At 72.0% G+C, this 19,294-nt stretch carries 14 protein-coding genes; 4 read left to right on the forward strand and 10 right to left on the reverse strand.

What is annotated here, in order from left to right; all coding sequences use genetic code 11:
* The first annotated feature begins 15 nt into the window (after positions 1 to 15).
* Positions 16 to 741: a thiamine phosphate synthase gene (thiE, locus tag L8M95_RS07575; RefSeq protein WP_260488870.1), complete on the forward strand. Its 726-nt coding sequence runs from the start codon at positions 16 to 18 to the stop codon at positions 739 to 741.
* Between the two features lie 32 nt (positions 742 to 773).
* Here thiE and L8M95_RS07580 read toward each other — a convergent pair whose 3' ends face one another.
* From L8M95_RS07580 to L8M95_RS07590, 3 genes are all read right to left on the reverse strand, one after another.
* Complete coding sequence (locus L8M95_RS07580; RefSeq protein WP_260488871.1) at positions 774 to 2,633, reverse strand: alkaline phosphatase D family protein; 1,860 nt, start codon at positions 2,631 to 2,633, stop codon at positions 774 to 776.
* Between the two features lie 68 nt (positions 2,634 to 2,701).
* Positions 2,702 to 3,265: a DUF1648 domain-containing protein gene (locus L8M95_RS07585; RefSeq protein WP_260488872.1), complete on the reverse strand. Its 564-nt coding sequence runs from the start codon at positions 3,263 to 3,265 to the stop codon at positions 2,702 to 2,704.
* A gap of 12 nt (positions 3,266 to 3,277) precedes the next feature.
* A complete protein-coding gene (locus tag L8M95_RS07590; protein ID WP_260488873.1) occupies positions 3,278 to 4,294 on the reverse strand; it encodes an NUDIX domain-containing protein in 1,017 nt (338 codons plus the stop codon).
* A gap of 163 nt (positions 4,295 to 4,457) precedes the next feature.
* On the opposite strand from L8M95_RS07590, the gene L8M95_RS17505 reads away from it, so the two are divergent.
* The 3 genes from L8M95_RS17505 to L8M95_RS07605 all read left to right on the forward strand — a co-directional run bounded on the left by L8M95_RS17505 (position 4,458) and on the right by L8M95_RS07605 (position 9,435).
* Complete coding sequence (locus L8M95_RS17505) at positions 4,458 to 5,873, forward strand: hypothetical protein (protein ID WP_312027450.1); 1,416 nt, start codon at positions 4,458 to 4,460, stop codon at positions 5,871 to 5,873.
* A 62-nt stretch (positions 5,874 to 5,935) separates the two neighbouring features.
* Positions 5,936 to 6,943: a glutamate ABC transporter substrate-binding protein gene (locus L8M95_RS07600; protein ID WP_396119769.1), complete on the forward strand. Its 1,008-nt coding sequence runs from the start codon at positions 5,936 to 5,938 to the stop codon at positions 6,941 to 6,943.
* Entirely contained in the window at positions 6,940 to 9,435 is a 2,496-nt protein-coding gene (locus L8M95_RS07605; RefSeq protein WP_260488875.1) for a serine/threonine protein kinase, read from the forward strand. The genes L8M95_RS07600 and L8M95_RS07605 overlap by 4 nt, the downstream gene beginning before the upstream one ends.
* A gap of 49 nt (positions 9,436 to 9,484) precedes the next feature.
* Here L8M95_RS07605 and L8M95_RS07610 read toward each other — a convergent pair whose 3' ends face one another.
* The 7 genes from L8M95_RS07610 to egtB form a co-directional block, all read right to left on the reverse strand.
* Positions 9,485 to 10,876 carry a thrombospondin type 3 repeat-containing protein gene (locus tag L8M95_RS07610; RefSeq protein WP_260488876.1) on the reverse strand — a complete coding sequence of 464 codons (1,392 nt, stop codon included), beginning with the start codon at positions 10,874 to 10,876 and terminating at the stop codon, positions 9,485 to 9,487.
* 248 nt (positions 10,877 to 11,124) lie between these two features.
* Positions 11,125 to 12,336, reverse strand: coding sequence for an acetate/propionate family kinase (locus L8M95_RS07615; RefSeq protein ID WP_260488877.1), 1,212 nt, complete (start codon positions 12,334 to 12,336; stop codon positions 11,125 to 11,127).
* Positions 12,333 to 14,675: a phosphate acetyltransferase gene (pta, locus tag L8M95_RS07620; protein WP_396119638.1), complete on the reverse strand. Its 2,343-nt coding sequence runs from the start codon at positions 14,673 to 14,675 to the stop codon at positions 12,333 to 12,335. Before pta ends, L8M95_RS07615 begins: the two co-directional genes overlap by 4 nt.
* An 85-nt stretch (positions 14,676 to 14,760) precedes the next feature.
* Entirely contained in the window at positions 14,761 to 16,050 is a 1,290-nt protein-coding gene (locus L8M95_RS07625) for an HNH endonuclease signature motif containing protein (RefSeq protein ID WP_260488878.1), read from the reverse strand.
* A 70-nt stretch (positions 16,051 to 16,120) separates the two neighbouring features.
* Positions 16,121 to 16,765: a hypothetical protein gene (locus L8M95_RS07630; RefSeq protein WP_260488879.1), complete on the reverse strand. Its 645-nt coding sequence runs from the start codon at positions 16,763 to 16,765 to the stop codon at positions 16,121 to 16,123.
* 76 nt (positions 16,766 to 16,841) lie between these two features.
* Complete coding sequence (locus L8M95_RS07635; protein ID WP_260488880.1) at positions 16,842 to 17,951, reverse strand: L-histidine N(alpha)-methyltransferase; 1,110 nt, start codon at positions 17,949 to 17,951, stop codon at positions 16,842 to 16,844.
* The gene (gene egtB, locus L8M95_RS07640) at positions 17,948 to 19,279 is read right to left on the reverse strand and encodes an ergothioneine biosynthesis protein EgtB (RefSeq protein ID WP_260488881.1); all 1,332 of its coding nucleotides are present in this window, start codon (positions 19,277 to 19,279) and stop codon (positions 17,948 to 17,950) included. The genes L8M95_RS07635 and egtB overlap by 4 nt, the downstream gene beginning before the upstream one ends.
* Positions 19,280 to 19,294: the final 15 nt, after the last annotated feature.

Genomic DNA, 19,294 nt, shown 5'->3' on the forward strand with positions numbered 1-19,294 from the left:
CCTACGGTTGTGGCCATGACCTCCCGTGCCGACCGTCTCCGTGCCCGCCTCGCCGACGCCCGCCTCTACCTCTGCATCGACGCGCGCCGTCATCTCGACGACCTGGCGCGCGAGCAGGGGTGGGCCGGAGAGTTCCCCGCGCTGCGCCGCGACGTCACCGCGGCACTGGCGGGCGGGGTCGACATCGTCCAACTGCGGGACAAGAACTCCCCCGGCGACCGCGATCTCGGACCGCTCGAGGCCGGTCACGAACTCCGGGCGCTGGCGGTGATGCGCGAGGTGTGCGACTCCCACGGAGCACTGCTCGCGGTGAACGACCGCGCCGACGTCGCCGTCGCCTCGGGGGCGGACGTGCTGCACGTCGGCCAGGACGACCTACCGGTGGAGTGGGCGCGCCGGATCGTCGGCGACGACGTGGTGATCGGACTGTCCTGCCACGCCGCGGACGAGGTCGACAGGGCGGCGGCGAACCCGCAACTGGACTACTTCTGCACCGGCCCCGTATGGCCCACCCCGACCAAGCCGGGCCGCGTCGCGCCGGGCCCGGACCTCGTGCGCCACGCCGCGGGAACCGTCGTGGGGCCGGCCGGGAAGCCGTGGTTCGCCATCGGGGGGATCGATGCGACGAACCTGGCCGAGGTACTGGCCGCGGGCGCCACCCGCGTGGTGGTGGTCCGCGCCGTCACCGGGGCGACCGATCCCACGGCCGCGGCCCGCGAACTCCGCGCCGCACTGGCCTAGAACGCCGCGCTGGCCTGGAACGCTCAGCTGGCCTAGAGCGCGGCCTCCGCCCGGACAGCGGCACCGCGCGACGGCAGGCCCTCCCCGGTCAGCTCCTTGCTCAGCGTCCTGCGCAACACCTGTCGGGGCTTACGCTCGAGCGAATCGCCGTCTCGCCGTCGTCGTCGTCCCCATGAGTCCGGCGCCAGGCCGGGCACCAGGGTGAGGACCTTGCCCAGCCCGAGCGCGGGCCACTCGACGGTGGCGTGGTCGACCTGCACCGAGGCGCGGCGGCCGCGCAGGACGAGGGTCATCACGCCGTTGTCGAACCAGAGGCCGTCGGTGACGCGCCACCGCACCTCGGGCTCGCGCACCCCCACCGCCCGGGACAGTCGACGCGTGAGCGCGGGCACCGGCTCGCGGACCGACAGGCGGTTCACCGCCCGGATCGTCTTCTGTAGAGGGTTCCTGAAGGGCGACATCACCAACTGGTGGACCCGGGTGGGCGAGTCCGCAACCCGCCCGGCGGTGAGGTCCACCTCCTCCAGATAGGAACAGTGCACGTCGCCGCCCAGCAGGAGGATCGAGGCGGGGGCGGGCCGGTGATCACCCGCGGCCACCTCCGTGAGCAGGCCGACCAGGTCGTCGAAGCTGTTCCGGAACGCCGCCCAGTGTTCGAGGTCCACGGCGAGCCGGATCCGCTCCCCGACCCGGGCGGTGAGCCGGGAGCCCGGGCGGCCGCGGGCCACGGCCTCGTTCCAACCCTCGACGTTGTGCAGCGCGGGCAGCATGAACGCCGGCAACGACGACCCGATCACCAGGTGGTCCACCTCCGCATCCGGGTCCAGGCACGCGTCGCGGGTCCACTCCCACTCGCCGGCGTCCATGACCCGTCGGTCCTGCGGATCCAGGTGCCGCGAGGCGCGCACGTCGAGCATCACCACGCGCACCCGACCGAAGTCGCGCTTGAAGCTCCACTGCACGGCGCCGCGTTCGGAGTCGGCGGACTGGGCGAAGTGGTCGAGCAGCGTCTCCCGCTCGGCATCCGAGCCCGCCGAGCGCAGCGACTGGTACATCTCGTTCGCCTCCAGCTCGTCCGGCGCGAGGTTGCCCAGATGCTGGTAGACGAAGTAGCTGCCGAACGCGCCGATCACCCGGTCCCGCCACCACGGCTGGGCCGTCATCTCACAGCGCCACGCGTGCGAGGAGTTCCAGTCGTCGCGCAGGTCGTGGTCGTCGAGGATCATGCAGCTCGGCACGGTCGACAGCAGCCAGCGCACGTCCGCATCGCGCCACGACTCGTGGTACAGCCAGGAGTACTCCTCGAAGTCGCAGATCTCGTCCGAGACGTCGCGGTCGCCGCCGGCCCCCGCGGAATCGCGCACCGACTGCGGTCCCCCGCCCGCGCGCCGGCGCTCGGCCAACCGCTCGGAGATCTCCCTGCTGGGGATGTCGGCGTACACCTGGTCGCCGAGCAGGAGCATCGCGTCCGGCCACTCGTCGTGCGGCGTGTGCGCCATGCGGTGCGAAAGCGCCACCAGCGCGTCGGCGCCGATCTCGCGGAGCGCCACCGGGGTCTGACTCTCACCGCGCCGACACGAGCCGAACGCCAACCGCACCGTGTCGTCCGCGCGGGGCGTGCGGATCACGCTCGGCCGGTCCGGGTCGACGGGCCAGGCGAGCGTGTCGTCGAGCGAGATCTCGTACGGCGTCACCTCACCCTCCCGCAGTCGGCACAGGTGCAGCACCGCGAAGTGGTGACCGTGCACGCCCCACGAGCGCTCGGTGACCACCTCGTCGCCCGCGCGGATCGTCACCTCGCACGGCGCCGACACCTCCACCCACACCGTGGCGTCGGTGCTGTCGACGTACCGCAGCATCGGGCCGACGAGGATCTCAGGGGACGGTGTCATGCGCTCCAGTGTGCACCCGTGCGGCGCGACGCCGCGCGGATCCGGCAGGGCGGTCGAGGTCGGGCGCCTCAATCCAGGTCCGGGTGTTCCGCGTACCGCCCGCCGGCGCCGGTCATACGGACTATCACGAGGACCATTCCGGCCAGCGGCACGAGTATGGCGGGAAGCAGCCACGGCGGCATCCCACCGCTCGCGGAGTGCGCGGCCACGATGATCCCGGCCTGCGCCACGGCCATGAGGAGCAGCCCGACGGCCGCGAGCAGCAGCAGGTCCTCGCGCATCAGCCTTTCGAACCGGCGGAACCGTGCCGGGGTGGCCGTCCACCACTGCCGGTTGGGCGCGCTGATCGCCGCCGGGGACCGGAACAGCACCCACGGCACCAGGGCCGCCGGGAGCGCCAGCACGGCGGTCGTGCCCACCATGACGGCCAGCGTGCCCGCCTTCGACGACCAACTGGTGGGCGGGCCGCCGAACTCGAACTGCGTCGGCACCCGGTCGGGCAGCGCCACGACCGCCCAGACCAGCACGCCGGCCCACAGCACCGCCGCGCCCGCGACGAGGAAGCCGATCCACGCGCTCGTGGGTTCGCGAGGCAGCCCGCGTGCCTCGTCCGCGACCTGGTAGGTGGTCATCCGTGCGCGCCGCTACCCGAGTAGGGCGCGGGGCCCGACGACGAGGACCCCCTCCGGCATCCTGTCCCGCAGTCCCCGATCGGCCGTGACCACCACCACCCGGCGAGGCCCGCCATCCAGCTCGGTGGCCAGCTCGGCGATCGCGTCGTCGCCGGACCCGGGGGCGCGATGCACGACGAACGGGCCGTCGTGCTCGGCCGCGCGGGCGGCGCCCTCGATCACGGCGTGCGCGCGGGCGACCCAGCCGAATCCCCGGGGTGACCCAGCCCCCGGCAGTTCGAGCGTGCGGGGCATGCCGGTACCCAGTTCGTCGAGCAGTCGGGCGGTGGCACCGGCCCGGTCCTTCCACCAACCGTCGGGGCGGGAGCCGAGCACGTTGGCCACGTCCACCACCAGTTCGACCGGCTCGGAGCGCAGTCCGTTGGCCCACGCGTGCGCGAACGCGGGCATGAGCGGCAGCTCGGCCACGCGGGTCTCGGGGACCCAGCGCAATTCGAGACTCTCGTTGTTGGGCACGGTCTCCAGCGCGCGCGGGGCATCCGCGATCACGGTGGTGTACGTCCACTCCACCGCGTCGGGCGATTCCTGGACCAGCGGCGGGATCGTGCGGGGGCGGGTGGACCCCTCGGGCGCCTCGTCGTGACGCTGGTCCGGCCGCATCCGCCGCATCATCTCGGCCACGTGCCGCATGTCCAGTCCGGGCCGGTGCCACACGGTGCCGGGCATGCGGGAGGTCACGACCTCGGCGCGCACCACCACGTCGGCGGGCCGGATCTCGGCCTCCTCCTCCGTCTCGCGCAACGCCGCCACCGGCGCGTCCTCGTAGGAGTCCCGCGCACCGCCCGGCAGCGCCCACGTGTCGCCGGAGGCGGTCCACACGGCGCGGTGTTGCAGCAACACCAGGGGGACGTCGGGATCGGACGGGTCGGCGGCGCGCAGCAGGAGTCCGGCGGCACCGAACCGACCCCACCGACGATCACCGGCGTCGGACACCACCCAGCCGTTGCCGTCACCCTCGCTCGCCGCCACCGGTCCTCCACCTCCCCTGGACCCGTCCACCCCCGGATCGGGCGGAACCTTGAGTCCTCGTCGACCAGTCTGCCCGACTCCGCGCCGCCACTTCACTAACCTGGGACACACTCCCGTCGGATCGTCGGCTCGACGGGCGGAGACCGGGGAGGTGAGCGAACTGATGCGCGCCCCAACCCTCTCGCGACGGCACACCCGCGGCCCCTCCGCTGACACGCCCGCGTCCGCCCCCGGCTCGGGAGGTGAGTCGGTCTCCCCCCTCCAACCCCGCCGGCCGGTCCGCCGCCGCGCCGCCCGCTTCTGGGAGGACGCCCTCACCACGCCGGGCCGGATGTCGGTGTTCGCACTGCTGGCGATCATCACCGTCCTGGCGGGCGGGGTCGTGGCGTCCTCGACCATCACCCAGCGTCAGAGCTACCACGAGACGCTGCTGGCCGAGGTGGAGCCCGTCGCCAACGCCTCGCAGACGCTGTACAGCTCCCTGACGATCGCGGACTCCGCGGCGAACACGGCGTTCATCACCGGCGGTATCGAGCCTGCGGAACTGCGCGAACGCTACCTCCAGGCGATCGCGACCTCGTCGTCGTCGATCATCGCCGCCTCCCAGGGCCTCGACCGCAGCGACACGGAGTCCATCGACCAGCTCGCCGAGATCAATGCGCAGCTGGCCACCTACACCGGCCTCGTGGAGACGGCGCGCACCAACAACCGCGTGGCCAATCCGGTCGGGTCGGCGTATCTGGCGTCGGCGTCGGCGCTGATGCAGGACACGATCCTGCCCGCCGCCGCGGACCTGTACGACCGGCAGTCCACGTCGGTGGGCCAGTCGGACCGGGAGTGGTCCTCGCCGCCGTGGGGGTCGTTCTTCCTGCTGGGGTTGGCGATCGCGGTGCTGGTGCTGCTGCAGCAGTGGCTGTGGCGGCTCACCGGGCGGCGGGTCAATCCCCCCCTCGCGCTGGCCTCGCTGCTCATGGTGGCGACGTTCCTGCTCACCATGATCGCCGGGTTCCTCGCGGCCAACGACAACGCCAAGGGCCTGTCCGAGGGCGCGGCGCCGATGAACGAGCTGACCCGCCAGCGGATCAACGCCCAGAAGGTGCGGGCGCAGGAGACGCTGAACCTGGTGCGGCGTACCGATCCGGAGGGGTCGGCGGCCGAGCGCGCGGCCATCCTGGGCGGCGTGCGGGACACCCTGACCGTGTACCTCGACGACGAGGAGGAGGACTCCACCGGCCGCATCAGCCTCGACTCGCAGGGCGCGGTGACGGGCGCGATCGAGGCGCTCGACGAGTGGATGGCCGCCCAGAATCGCGCCGACTCCCTGTACCAGCAGGGCGACTACCAGGGCGCGATCACCATCTCCTCCGGCCAGTCCGACGGCGACTCGGGCGCGGCGTTCGACGAGTTCGACGAGTCGATGCAGGACGCCATCGAGGAGGCCCGCGACACCCTGCGCACGCGCATCGACAACGCCCGCCGCACCTCCTCCAGCGGGCCGGACCTCATCATCGCGTTGTCCACCCTTGCCGCGTTCGCCGTGGTCGTGGGGATCGCGCCCCGGGTCAGGGAGTACCTGTGACGGCGCGGGCAGGCGTGTGGGCCCGGGTGGCGCTCGGGGGCGCCCTGGTGGCGACCCTGGCGATGGGGGCGGCGTGTGGGGTCGACGACGGCGAGGGCGGCCCCGACACCGGCGGGCCGGAACAGAGTGCCGTGGCCGAGTCGCCCGAGACGGAAGGGGCGGGGATCCCGGAGGTGGACGCGGTGATGCCCCTGCCCGCCGGCGCGGTGATCAGTACGGCCATCCCGGGCGGCCTGCCCGACGAGGACGACGAGAACTGCGACCCGTTGCCCAGTCTGCGGCCGGATGACGCCGTCCCCGCCGAGCGGGTGCCCCGCATCCTGCAGCGGGGCCGGCTGATCGTGGGGCTGGACCAGGGCTCCAATCTGTTCTCCTTCCGCGACCCGGCCAGCGGGCAGCTCACCGGTTTCGACGTGGACCTGGCCCGGGAGATCGCCACCGACATCTTCGGCGACCCCCGGCAGGTCGAGTTCCGCTCGCTGACGTCGTCCAACCGGCTCGAGGCACTCGAGAACGACCAGGTGGACGTGGTGATCCGGTCGATGTCCATCACGTGCGCGCGGCGCGAGCGGGTGACCTTCTCGGTGCCCTACTACCAGGCCTACCAGCGGGTGCTGGCCGTGCGCGGGTCGGGCATCACGGAGATCGAGCACCTCGAGGGCAAGCGCGTGTGTGTCGCGGCGGGCACGACCTCGGCGTCGCGGTTGTGGTCGGAGTTGGAGCGGATCACGGTCCTGTCGGTGAACACGTGGGCGGACTGCCTGGTGGCCATCCAACAGAACCAGGTGGACGCGATCACCACCGACGACGCGATCCTCGTGGGCATCACCGCCCAGGACCCGTACCTGGAGATCGTGGGCCCGCAGCTCGACGCCGAGCCGTACGGGGTGGGAATCGCCAAGTCCACGCCGGGCAACAACACCGACGGGCTGGTCCGACAGGTCAACTCGACGCTCGAGCGGATCCGCACCGACGGCACGTGGAACCGCATGTACTCGACGTGGTTGTCCGGGCTGGGACCGAGCCCCGGGATGCCGGTGCCGAGGTACGTGCCGGAGGAGCAGCGATGAGCTACCGCAAGTGGGACGACCCGCCCGAGGACGGCGAGCCGACCGTCGGCACCCAGGCCACCCTCCGGACCGGGGCGGTCGCGGTGACGGGCGGAGCTGCAGCGACCGGGGTCACCGAGGCCACGGGCGCGATGGAGGCGACCGGGGATCTCGAGGCCACCGGCACGCACGTCCGTACCGGCGCGGACGTCGGTACCGGCGGCATGGCGGGCACCGCAGCGGCCGCGGCGACCGGCGCGATATCGATGACCGGGTTCCTGGCCGAGACCGATCCGCACGCCGGGGACGACGCGGGGGCTGCGGGCACCAGCGGCAGGGGGCACGCCCCGGGCGCGGGCCACGGTCACGATCCCGAGTCACGCACCGAGTCCGTGCCCGGCCCCCGCGCGTTCGTCCGGACCGGAGAGATGACCACCGGCGATCGCGCCACGTCGACGCCGTTCCGACTGCGCCACCCCGACAAGCCGGAGGACCGCCCGAGCCAGGCCGCGGAGGGCCTGGTCGACCTGCCGTACATCATCCCCGTGGACCCCACCTCGGCCATGTTGGAGCCCGAGGACATCGAGGCCGAGTGCGAGGCGTCCGGCGGCAGGCTCCCGCGGCCCGAGCTGCGGCCCGGTGACATCGTCGCCGATCAGTACGAGGTCCGCGGCGCGCTCGCCCACGGCGGGATGGGCTGGATCTACCTCGCGGTCGACCACAACGTGTCCGACCGGTGGGTGGTCCTCAAGGGCCTGCTCCACGCCGACCAGGCCGAGGCCCAGGAGGTCGCGGTCGCCGAGCGGGAGATCCTCGCCGAACTGTCCCACCCGTCGATCGTGCGAATCTACAACTTCATCCACGACGACTGGGCCACCTCGCCGACCCACGGCGGGTACATCGTCATGGAGTACGTCGGCGGGCCCAGCCTGCGGGATGTCCGACGGGCGGCGCCGGGGCGGGTGCTGCCCGTGGAGAAGGCCATCGCCTACGTGCTCGAGGTGCTGCAGGCGCTCTCGTACCTGCACTCGGTGGGACTGGTCTACAACGACCTCAAGCCCGAGAACATCATGCTCACCGAGGACCACGTCAAACTGATCGACATGGGCGCGGTGTCGGGCGTCGGCGACTACGGGCACATCTACGGGACCCCCGGATTCCAGGCCCCGGAGATCCCCCGGACCGGGCCCACCATCGCCTCGGATCTGTACACCGTCGGCCGAACCCTCGCCTCGCTCATCGTGCGGCTGCCGGTGGTCGACGGACGCTACGCAGACGGGATCCCCTCCCCCATGGAAGAGCCGGTGTTCAGCCGGTACGACTCGCTGTACCGGTTCCTCCTGCGTTCCACCCATGAGGAGCCCGACTCGCGGTTCCGCAGCGCCAACGGGATGGCCAACCAGCTCATGGGCGTGCTGCGCGAGGTGCTGGCGCTGCGCACCGGGGTCCCGCACCCGGCGTTCTCCTCGGTGTTCTCCCCCCAGCGATCGACCTTCGGGACGCTGTTCACCGTGGAGCCGACGGACTTCCTCGTCGACGGGCGCGCCCGCGACACGACGCTCACCGGGTCCGAGCTCGTCAACGCGCTCCCGGTGCCACTGATGGAGTCCTCCGATCCCGCCAGCCGCATCCTCGCCGCGACGTCGTACACGTCGGTCGAGCAGCGGATCGACACTCTCCGCGAGCTGTACTCGGACACCGAGTCCGAGGCCCACGAGAGCGTCGGCGTCATCATGTCGCTCACCCGCGCCTACCTCGAGAGCGACGACCTCGCTGCGGCGGAGGCGTTACTGGAGCAGAACGCCCACCGGAAGAGCGCGGAGTGGCGACTGGTCTGGTACGACGGGGTGATCGCCCTGCTCAAGGGGGATCCCGTCCGGGCCTACCCCCAGTTCCAGCGGGTGCTCTCGGCCATGCCGGGAGAGAACGGTCCCAAATTGGCGTTGGCCGCGACGGCCGAACTGATCCTCGACGTGTGCCCGGAGAGCGACCGGGCGCGCTGGGCCCGATCGAGCGAACACTTCTATCGCACGGTGTGGTCGGTCGACCGCTCGGTGATCAGCTCGGCGTTCGGGCTGGCCCGCCAGTTGCAGCGGCGCGGCGAGGTCGCGGCCGCCATCGAGGAACTCGACCGCGTCCCGCCCAACTCGCGGTACTCGGCACTGGCCAACCTCACCGCGATCCTCCTGCTGTGCCAGGGCCGTCCGCTCGGGGAGACCGAGGAATCGCACCTGCGCGAGGCCGCCCGCCGCGTGACCAACCTGTCCGCCGGCGAACACCGGGCGTTCCAGATCCGTCTGACCGTCCTGACCACGGCACTGTCCTGGATCCAGTTGCCGGGCAACGAACCGTCCCCGTCGCCGCTCATGCGGGGCGTGCCGTTCACCGAGTTCGGGCTCCGGTCCGGCGCCGAGACAGTACTGCGGACCCTCGCGCGCTCCACCGAGACCCGGCAGCAGCGGTTCCGGCTGGTCGACCAGGCGAACAGCATCCGCCCCCGCACCCTGTTCTGAGACCGCGGACGCACACGGGGAACGGGGAACGGGGAAGCGCAGGAAAGACTCAGCCTTCGCCGTCCCGGGCGGGGTCGCCCTCAACGAGGTGATGCGCGCCGTGGCGGCGCCTCGCGAACAGGACGAGTGTCGCGCCGGCCGCCGCCGCGGTGAGCGCCCACAGCACGAGCTCGGTACCGCTGACGCCGGTCGTCGCCAGCGACCCACGGACCTCCGAATTGGCGCGGATCCACTCGTCCGACGGCGCCCCCTCGCGTGGGGTCAACGCTCCGTTCGCGACCCGACCGGTGTCGTCGCCCTCGTCCGTGGCGGGGTCCGCATCAGGCGTGGTGGCCGCGGTCGTGGGGGCGGTGGCGGTGGGGGCGGTGGTGCCCGCCAGCGAGTCCGACCCGGCGGAGCCACCGGAGCCACCGGGGCCACCGGGGCCACGCGATCCCCCGGAACCGGATGAACCGGGCGAGTCGGACGACCCGCCGAGCGAACCGGCGAGGGAGCCCAGCCCGGGGCCGAAGATCCCGATCACCACTCCGATGACGCCCCCCACGATGACGGGCCAGACGAAGTCCGGCAGGTCGGAGGAGCCTCCGCCGGAGGCGGGGTGGACCACCACGCGGCGTACCGAGGCGTAGGTGGCACCGCCGGGCATGGTGACCGTGAAACCGATGTCGTAGGTGCCGGGGCGGGTGGGAGTGCCGGTCAGGACACCACCCACGACCCTCATGCCCGGCGGCAGTGTGTCGGCGTCGACGTCGAGCGTGGTGCCCGGCGGCGGTGTCGGGAGGAACGGCTCGGGCCCGTACTCCCTTCCAGCCGTTCCGTCGGGCAGGGGGTTAAGCGGGTCCGCGGGATCGGTGCCGAGCTGGTCCTCGGTGGTGTCGGGCAGTCCGTCGCCGTCGCGGTCGACACCAGCGACATCGGAGAACGACACCCACATCCTCGGGCTGACGCTCTGCCGCTGCGCCGTGTCGGGGACGTCAAGCGGGACGGACACCTCGTCCACCACTCTCGCCGACTCCCCCGGCCCGAGGTCGAGGACTGCCACCGTGGAGCCGCGGGCCGGCGAGCTCCCGGCCTGCCCCGTGCCCGGGCCGTACAGCATCACGGTCCCCGAGTCGGCGGCCGCGGCACCGGCGATGGTCGAGCGCACCGCGAACTCGGCGCCGTCCGACACCACGAAGTCCCCGACCCCCACCTCGTACCGACCGGTTCGGCCCGAGTCGGTGGCGTTGCGGACGTGGTAGCTGCGGTCGACGAACTCGCCCGGGAGCATCGCGCAGGGGTCGACCTCGGGGATGCCGCCGATCGCCCCGGCCGGATCGGGGACCGCGGACCCACCGTCCAGGTCGCATCCCCAGGACCCCAGGACCAGATCCGGGGCGTCCGTCCAGGTGGACCCGTCGAGTGAGAACTCGAGATCGACGTGGGCATCGAGAGGAGCCACCGTCATCGCCTGCGCCACAGACGCACCGGCCAGGACCAGGGTGACGACCGCCGCCAGGATGAGTGGGACGACCCCGCGACTCCTGCGAGGACCCTGCGCCGGGCCCGGGCGCGGAGGGCGCGCGGGCCCGGCGTCCGGGGAGAGAGGTGAGGCGTTCGGCATCGTCCGACTTCGTCAAGCCCGGGCTCGGTCGCCGGGGATCCCCCGCACTCTATATCTAAAAAGGTCCTTAGGAAATGTGGACGGAGTTACTTCCCCAAACCCAGCACCTCGTCACACGCCCGGGCGATCGCCAATTCCTCGTCGGTGGGCACCACGAGGACCGTCACGCGGCTGCCGGGCGCCGAGATGATGCGCTCGCCGGTGCCGTTCTCGTTGGCCTCGGTGTCGATCTCCACGCCCCAGCCGCGCAGGGTGGCGAGCGCGTCGGCCCGCAGGCGGGCGACGTTCTCCCCCACACCGGCGGTGAAGGTGATCGCGTCCACGTCGCCGAGCACCGCCCAGTAGCCGCCGATGTAGCGGCGCAGGCGATGGATCACCACGTCGTAGGCGAGCGTGGCGTCCACGTCGCCGTCATCGACCCGCGCCAGGAGTTCGCGGAAATCGCGCGCGCCCGACAGTCCCTCCAGGCCCGACCTGCGATTGAGCAGGGTGGAGACGTCCTCGGGCGACATGCCGCGGTCACGGATGAGGTGGATGATCAGGCCGGGGTCGAGATCGCCGGGACGGGTGCCCATCACCAGGCCCTCGAGGGGGGTCAGTCCCATGGAGGTGTCCATGGCGCGGCCACCGTCGATCGCCGACGCCGACGCACCGTTACCCAGGTGCAGGACGATCTGGTTGATCTCGCCGTACGGGCGGCCCAGGATGTCGGCGGTGCGGCGGGAGACGAACTCGTGACTGGTGCCGTGGAACCCGTATCGCCGCAGGTCCCACTTGGTGGCCGTCTCGCGGTCGATGGCGTAGGTGTGGGCGGCGGCGGGAAGGGTGTGGAAGAAGCCGGTGTCGAACACGGCGACGTGCGGCAACCCGGGCAGCAGTTCGCGGGCCACCCGGATCCCGCGGAGGTTGGCCGGATTGTGCAGCGGGGCGAGGACCTCGAGCTCCTCGATGTCCGCCTCCACCTCGGGAGTGACCTCGATCGGCTCGTGGAAGGCCGGCCCGCCGTGGACCACCCGGTGTCCGATCGCCTCGACCTCGAGGTCGGTGGGGTGCACGTGGAGCTCCTCCGCCAGCTCCAGCACGCGGCCGAGCGCGGCGGTGTGGTCGGGGAACTCGGCCTCCGCCGTGCGTTCTTCGGCGGGCGCTCCGGTCAGGTCACTGCGGCGCACGGTCAGCGTGCCGACGCTCTCGCTGATTCTCTCGACAAGCGCCCAGGCCAGCTCGCCCTCGACGGCGGTGTCGAGGATCTGCAGCTTCAGCGAGGAGGATCCGGAATTGATGACGAGAACACGGGTCATGAGTCGCTTTCCTGGGAGTTGACGGCGCCCTGCGCCTGGACGGCCGTGATCGCGACCGTGTTGACGATGTCCTCCACCAGCGCGCCGCGGGAGAGGTCGTTGATGGGCTTGCGCAGCCCCTGCAGGACCGGCCCGATCGCGACCGCGCCCGCGGTCCGCTGCACGGCCTTGTAGGTGTTGTTGCCCGTGTTGAGGTCGGGGAAGACGAGGACGGTGGCGCGGCCTGCGACCGGGGAATCCGGCATCTTCTTGGTCGCGACGGTGGGGTCGACGGCGGCGTCGAACTGCAGGGGGCCGTCCACGATGAGGCCGGCCACCGGATCGTCGTCGGTGGCCTCCTCGATCCGGGACCTCACCAGGGCGGTGGCCTCGCGCACCTTGTCGACGTCGGCGCCGCTGCCGGAGTCGCCGGTCGAGTAGGAGAGCAGCGCCACGCGCGGGTCGATCCCGAAGCGGGAGGCGGTCTCGGCGGAGGACACGGCGATGTCGGCGAGCTGCTGGGCGGTGGGGTCGGGCACCACCGCGCAGTCCCCGAACGCCAGTACGTGGTCCGCCAGGCACATGAGGAACACGCTGGACACGGTTTTCACGTCGGGACGGGTCCGGATGATCTCGAGTGCGGGGCGGATGGTGTGTGCGGTGGTGTGGGCGGCGCCGGAGACCATGCCGTCCGCGAGTCCGGTGTGCACCATCATCGTGGCGAAGTACGAGATGTCCAGGATGCGGTCGCGGGCCACGTCCAGCGTCATGCCCTTGTGCTTGCGCAGCTCGGCGTATTCGTCGGCGAACCGGTCGGCGTGCTCGCTCGTGCGCGGGTCCATCAGGGTCGCTCCGCCCAGGTCGATACCCAGTTCGTCGGCGCGCCGGCGGATCGCCTCGGGATCGCCGAGGATCGTCAGGTCCGCCACGTCCCGCCGCAGGAGCCTGCCGGCGGCGTGAAGGATGCGGTCGTCGTCGCCCTCGGGGAGCACGATGTGCCGCTTGTCGGCCCGGGCACGCTCGAGGAGTTGGTGCTCGAACATCTGCGGGGTCATCACGTCCGGTGAATCGACCCGGAGCGGGGCGAGCAACTCCTCCGTGTCGACGTGCTTCTCCATGAGGCTGAGCGCGGTCTCGACCTTGCGCCCCGATCCCGAGTAGACGCGTCCGCGGGTCTCCGCGGCCAGGCGGGCGGTGTCGTAGGTGCCGTGCTTCGTGCACACGATGGGCAGGGTCGAGCGCATGCCGCGGACCAGCTTGTCCATCGCGGCGTTGGGCATGACTCCGCCGTTCCAGATCATCCCGGCCAGGGAGGGGAAGCCCTCGGCGGCGTGGGCGGCCAGGATCGCCAGGAGCGCGTCCGTGCGGTCGGCCGGGACGATGACCACCATCCCGTCGACCAGCCGTTCCAGGATTCTGTCGCCGGTCATGCCGCCGACCATCACGGCCATCGCCTCGCGGTCGAGGAGCGCCGGGTCACCGGAGTAGAGCTCACCGTCGACCGCCTCGAGCAGCTCACCCATCGTGGGGGCGGTGAGCAGTGACTGCGCCGGCAGGGTCCACGCGGGCACGTCGAGCGTGCTGAGTTCGGCCCTGATCTGCTCCATTGCGTCGGGATCGCACCGGTTCGCGACGACCCCCACGGGGTGTGCGTGCTCCGCGCGCAGCTCGTCGAGGGTGAGCCGGGCGTTGGTGCCGATCTCGGTCGGCGAGCGGTCGGCTCCGCGGATCACCAGCAGGACGGGAGCGCCGAGGTTCACGGCGACCGTCGCGTTGAAGTCGAACTCGGTCGGGCTGGGTACCCCGGTGTAGTCGGTGCCGACGATGACCACGACGTCGCACTGGCGGGCCACCGCGTGGTACCGGTCGACGATCTCGCTCAGCGCGGCGTCCCGGTCCTCATGGACGCGCATGTTGGTGACGCCGATGCAATCCTCGTAGTCGAGGTCGACGGTCGCGTGCTGGAGCAGCATCTCCACGATGCGGTCGCGCTCCGGCTCGCCCTCGTCGATGCCCGGAGTGGTGGGGCGGGGTGCGACGGTGACGGGGCGGAACACCCCGACCCGCTGGACGGTCCCGGCGAGGATGCGCAGCAACCCCAGGGCGACGGTCGACTTGCCCGTGTCCCCTTCGGGGGCCACGACGTAGACGGCCGACGAGGAGAGCGGTTCCCCGACCGACTGGGACGGGATCGAGAGCGCGGCGACGTCGGACTCCGACAGCTCGGCCCCGGTCGACACCGCCGCCTCTGGCATGGAGGACTCGGCCGCGGCGGGTTCGGTCGCGGAGGGTTCGGTCCGAGCGGACTCGGTGGCCGGGGAATCGGACGCTGTGGACTCGGGCGGGAGGGAATCGGGCACGGGGGCATTGTGACAGCGCTCGCGTCGCGGCACACCTGGTACACACCCGACGGGCCGATCCCCCACCCCGGTCCGGGGCGGGTCGTCACACATCGGTGAGCCTGTCGACGCCGGGCGGCAGCCACGTGCACAACCCGGGCGAGCACGAGTTCACCACAGTTTTCCACCCACCGGGGCCGTCGCCCACGAAGCCGTGGTGGACGGGACAGCCGAGTGCCCCGTTGGCGACGGTCGTGGGCCCACCTCTGGACCATTCCCGCACGTGGTGGAACTGGCTTCGTCTGGCAGGGGCGGTGCACCCGGGGAAGGTGCAGCCTCCGTGGGCGGCGTAGAGGACCAGTCTCTGGATCGCCGAGGCCAGACGCCGCTCGGGGTGGGCGTCCACGTCGATCCGGTGCAGCTCTTCTCGGCCGTCGCGCAGGAGGGAGACGAACCACGGCATCGTTCCGGCCATGGAGACGGCCTGCCGCACGCTGAGCTGGGTGCCGGCGTCGGTCTGCACGAGCGCCGTGGGGTCCTCGAGCTGCTCGGGGGTCACCCGCACGACGATGGTCGCGATGCCCTTGGGTCGGGCGGGGTCGACGGTCGAGCCGAGCGCCCACTGGTGCACCAGGGCGTCGTGGGCCCGCTGCTCGGGGGTGCGCTCGTCGGATCCCGGTTCGCACTCCACGGCACCGCCGGGGCCGCCGAAGTCGCACAGCGCCCTCTCGGCCAGTGCACGACCGCGTGGCGTGAGCGTCATGGTCAGGGTGCTGGTGCCGTCGGACCGGACGGCGCCGAGCCGTGCGGAACGCTGCCGCTCCTGGTGCTCCTCGCGGTCCCTGCCGCGGTCGGGACTCAGGGCCGCCACGCGGCGTGCGGCCTCGGTCCGCAGGTCGGCGGGCGCGGCCGAGCGGGCGAACTCCGTGAGCTCCTCGGCGAACCGGGCCTTGGCGTCACCGCCCATCGTCCCGGGCAGACCGGAGACGGCTCTCGCGATGATCCGTTCGTGCTCACCCGTGATCTCCCCGCTCGCGGCCGCCCGTCCGGCCGGGGTGGCCTGGCGCCCGCCGGCCTCGATCCGCCCGTGCACCGTGCCCTTCGCCAGTCCCAACTTTTCGGCAAGGAGCGCGGCGACGCCTCCGGCGGTGCGTCCCTTCTGGCGGTGCAGCGCGGCCAACTCCGCGGTGGCCCGGGACCCGCTGGAATCCAACCGACGGGCCACCACCTCCACCCGTCCCACCGCGTTGGCGAGCGCCTCGGCGTCGTGCTCGGACCAGTCGACCGCGCACAGTGTCTCCACGGACGCCTCGAGGAACGCGAGGACGTCGGTCAGCGGAGCCGGCTCGTCATGCCCGGCGCGCCGCACCCCCGCGTCCCATACTCCCTGTTCCATGACCCAAAGCATAGAACACACGTACGACACGGAAGCGCCTGCGAGCACGAACGTGCAGGTCAGCCGAGGGTTACTCGCGAGAGGTCATGAGCCGGAACTTCAGCTCGTCGAGCATCGTGCCGACCTCCATGCTCACCAGCGCGCGGTCCAGGGCGACGAGGCGAGGGATGACGGCATCGGCCGCGTCCAGCCGGTTGCGGTCGAGGTGCTGGGACGCCTGCGAGTGCAGCAGCTCGAACTCGGCGAAGTCCCGCACCCGGTCCGTCGCCAACTCACCCATCCACCGGCACTCACGGCCCCGATCATCTGCCGCATCGATCACGCGCCGAACGGAATCAAGCGTGCCGCGAGCCCCCGCGCTGGCCTCCGTGCCGCGCGCCTCCGCGCTGGCCTCCGTGCCGCGCGCCCCCGCGCCGACCGCCCCCGTCCCACGCGCGTCCACGGAACCACCCATCCGGTCGAGTTCCGAGGCGAGCCGGTCTACCAGCGACGCGATCGCCGCCAGGTCCTCGAGCAGTCCGTTCACGACGTCCCGCGCGGCCGCGACGTGGGCCCCGCTCCGCGCCGCCTCGCCGCGGGTCGCGGCGCGAGCGACCTCGCCGCCCAGCCGGAACAGCTCAGCTGCCGATGAATCGACGGCGACCTCGACCGCGCGGGCATCCTCGAGGAGGCGGCGGGCGCGTTCACCGAGGTCTGATCGGTCTGGGGTGATCACGTCGAGCCCCTCTCCTCGGTGTCTGTGCGGTGTCGACCGGCCGTGCGGCGTCGCGGTGCATCGCTGGACATCACACCTAGTCGACGACGACGAGGACCAGACCGAAGTCCCCGGCGTCGTCAGTCCACACGGTCGGGCCGACGTACCCGTGCCCCGCGAGCTCGGCCACCAGTGCGTCCGGCTCGAACTTCCGCGCGATCTCGGTGCGGATGCCCTCCCCTGCGGACAGGGTTCGCGAGCGCCCCAGCGTCGGGAAGTGGATTCGCACGTCGCGGATCGCCCGCAACCACATCTCGATCCTGCTCTCGCCGGCGTTCCACACGGCCTCGTGGCGGAAGTCCACGCGGTCGAGACCGGCGCACTCGACGGTCCGGGCGATCACGTCGAGCATGTTGAGGTTGAACTCCGCGGTGACGCCGTCGGCGTCGTCGTAGGCCGCGACCAACCGCTCGGGACTCTTCACCAGGTCGAAGCCGAGCGCCACGCGGTCGCCCGGGTCCGTGAGTCCGCGCAGCATCGCGAGGAAGTCCGTGCGTTGGGCGTCGGTGAAGTTGCCGATCGTGCCGCCGAGGAACAACACGAGGCGACCTCCGGGCTCGCCCGGTAGTGGCCCCTCGAGGGCGGTGAGGTCGCCGACGACCGGGACGACCCGCAGCCCGGGGTATTCGGCCGTGAGCGCGCGAGCGGAGCCGAAGAGCATCTCGGTACTGATGTCGACCGGCACGAACAGCGGCCCCGCGGCGGCGGTGTGTGTGTCGGCGCCGGCGTGTGGATCGGCGGCGGGGCTCGCGGCCTCGGCGGGCGAGCCACCGGCAGAGCCACGGCCGGCGAAGACGTCGAGCAGGACCCGCGTCTTCTCGCAGGTCCCGGCGCCGAGCTCGACCATCGTGTCGGCATCGCCGACGATGTCCGCGGCCCGCGCCCGGAGGATCTCCGCCTCCGCGCGGGTGGGGTAGTACTCCGCCAATCGGGTGATCTGGTCGAAGAGGAGACTGCCCTTCTCGTCGTAGAACCAGCGGGGCGGCACGGTCGGCGGGTCGCCGAAGAAGCCGTCGCGCAGGTCGGATTCGAGGGCGGCGGTGTCGGGATCGGCGGTGCTCGTCGTCGTCGCCGTCGTGACCCCGCCCGTCGCCCCGGGCGACCCGTCCGCGCCGCGGTTCGTGGCCACCCCCCGCGCGCCGGTCACCGCGCGAGCCTCACGCCGGCGGCCGCCCACCTCGACCTGGCGGGATAGAAGTTCCGGTACGTGCGGCGGGTGTGTCCTGCCGGCGTGAACGCACTGCCGCCGCGGAGGATGTGCTGGTCGGACATGAACTTGCCGTTGTACTCGCCGGCCGCGCCCTCCTCCGTGACGAACCCCGGGTAGGGCAGGTACGCGCTGGAGGTCCACTCCCACACGCCGCCGATCGCCCGCTCCGCGGCGGGCAGCGGGTGGCACCGGTCGGGGTCGAGCTCGTCGCGGATCTCCCAACCGCTGCTCGCGACCTCCCACTCGAACTCGGTGGGCAGCCTCGCTCCGGCCCAGCGGGCGTAGGCGTCGGCCTCGTAGAAGGAGACGTGGATGACGGGCTCGGCGTCGACGATCGGGCGTCGGCCGCTCAGTGTGAAGGTGGTCCACTCGTCATCGGGGGCGGTCGTGGGATCGGTGATGCCGCCGGCCGGGCCGTCGTCCTCCCGGCGCCAGTACCCGGGCGCGTCCCAGCCCTCCGCCTGCACCGTCGCCCAGCCGTCGGACAACCACAGCTCCGGCCGCGCGTAGCCACCGTCGGCCATGAACTGCTTCCACTCGCCGACGGTGACCTGGCGGGTGGCGACCTCACAGCCGGGGATCCACACGCGGTGGCGGGGGCGTTCGTTGTCGTAGGAGAAGCCGACCGCAGGGCCGGAACCGTCGTCGGCGGCGCCACCCCCACCGCGGACCCCGGCGCCGATCTCCGCGACCCCTTCGTCAACGGCGAGCCACCCCGTCTCCCCCGGCACCGCACCCGCCGGGTCCGCCGACCTGTGGACGTAGACCGGATCGGTGGGGTTGTGGGAGAAGAGGTGCTTGATGTCCATGAGCAGCAACTCCTGGTGCTGCTGCTCGTGATGACAACCGAGCTCGAGCAGCTCGAGGCCGCGCTCGTCGACCCGGCCGGATCCGAGGGCGGCGACGACGGCCTCGTCGACGCGCGCGCGGAAGTCCCCGATCTCCGCCACCGACGGGCGCGTGATGAGTCCACGCTCCGGCCGCGGCTGCCTCGGGCCGACCGCCTCGTAGTAGGAATTGAACAGGAAGCGGAACACCGGCTCGGGTGAGGTGTACCCCAGCACCCTGCCCAGCACGAACTCCTCGAAGAACCACGTCGTGTGCGCCCGGTGCCAGGCGGCGGGGCTGGCGGCGGTCATCGACTGGGGGATCTGGTCCTCGGGACTGAGCCGGGACGCGAGCAGGTCGGTGAGCCCCCGCACCCGCTGGAACTTCTCGGCCACACCTTCGGTGCGCGTGGCGGTGGCGACGGATCCGACGGTCATGGCTTCCCCCGTGGG

The organism is Dietzia sp. B32 (assembly GCF_024732245.1).
GTDB lineage: Bacteria > Actinomycetota > Actinomycetes > Mycobacteriales > Mycobacteriaceae > Dietzia.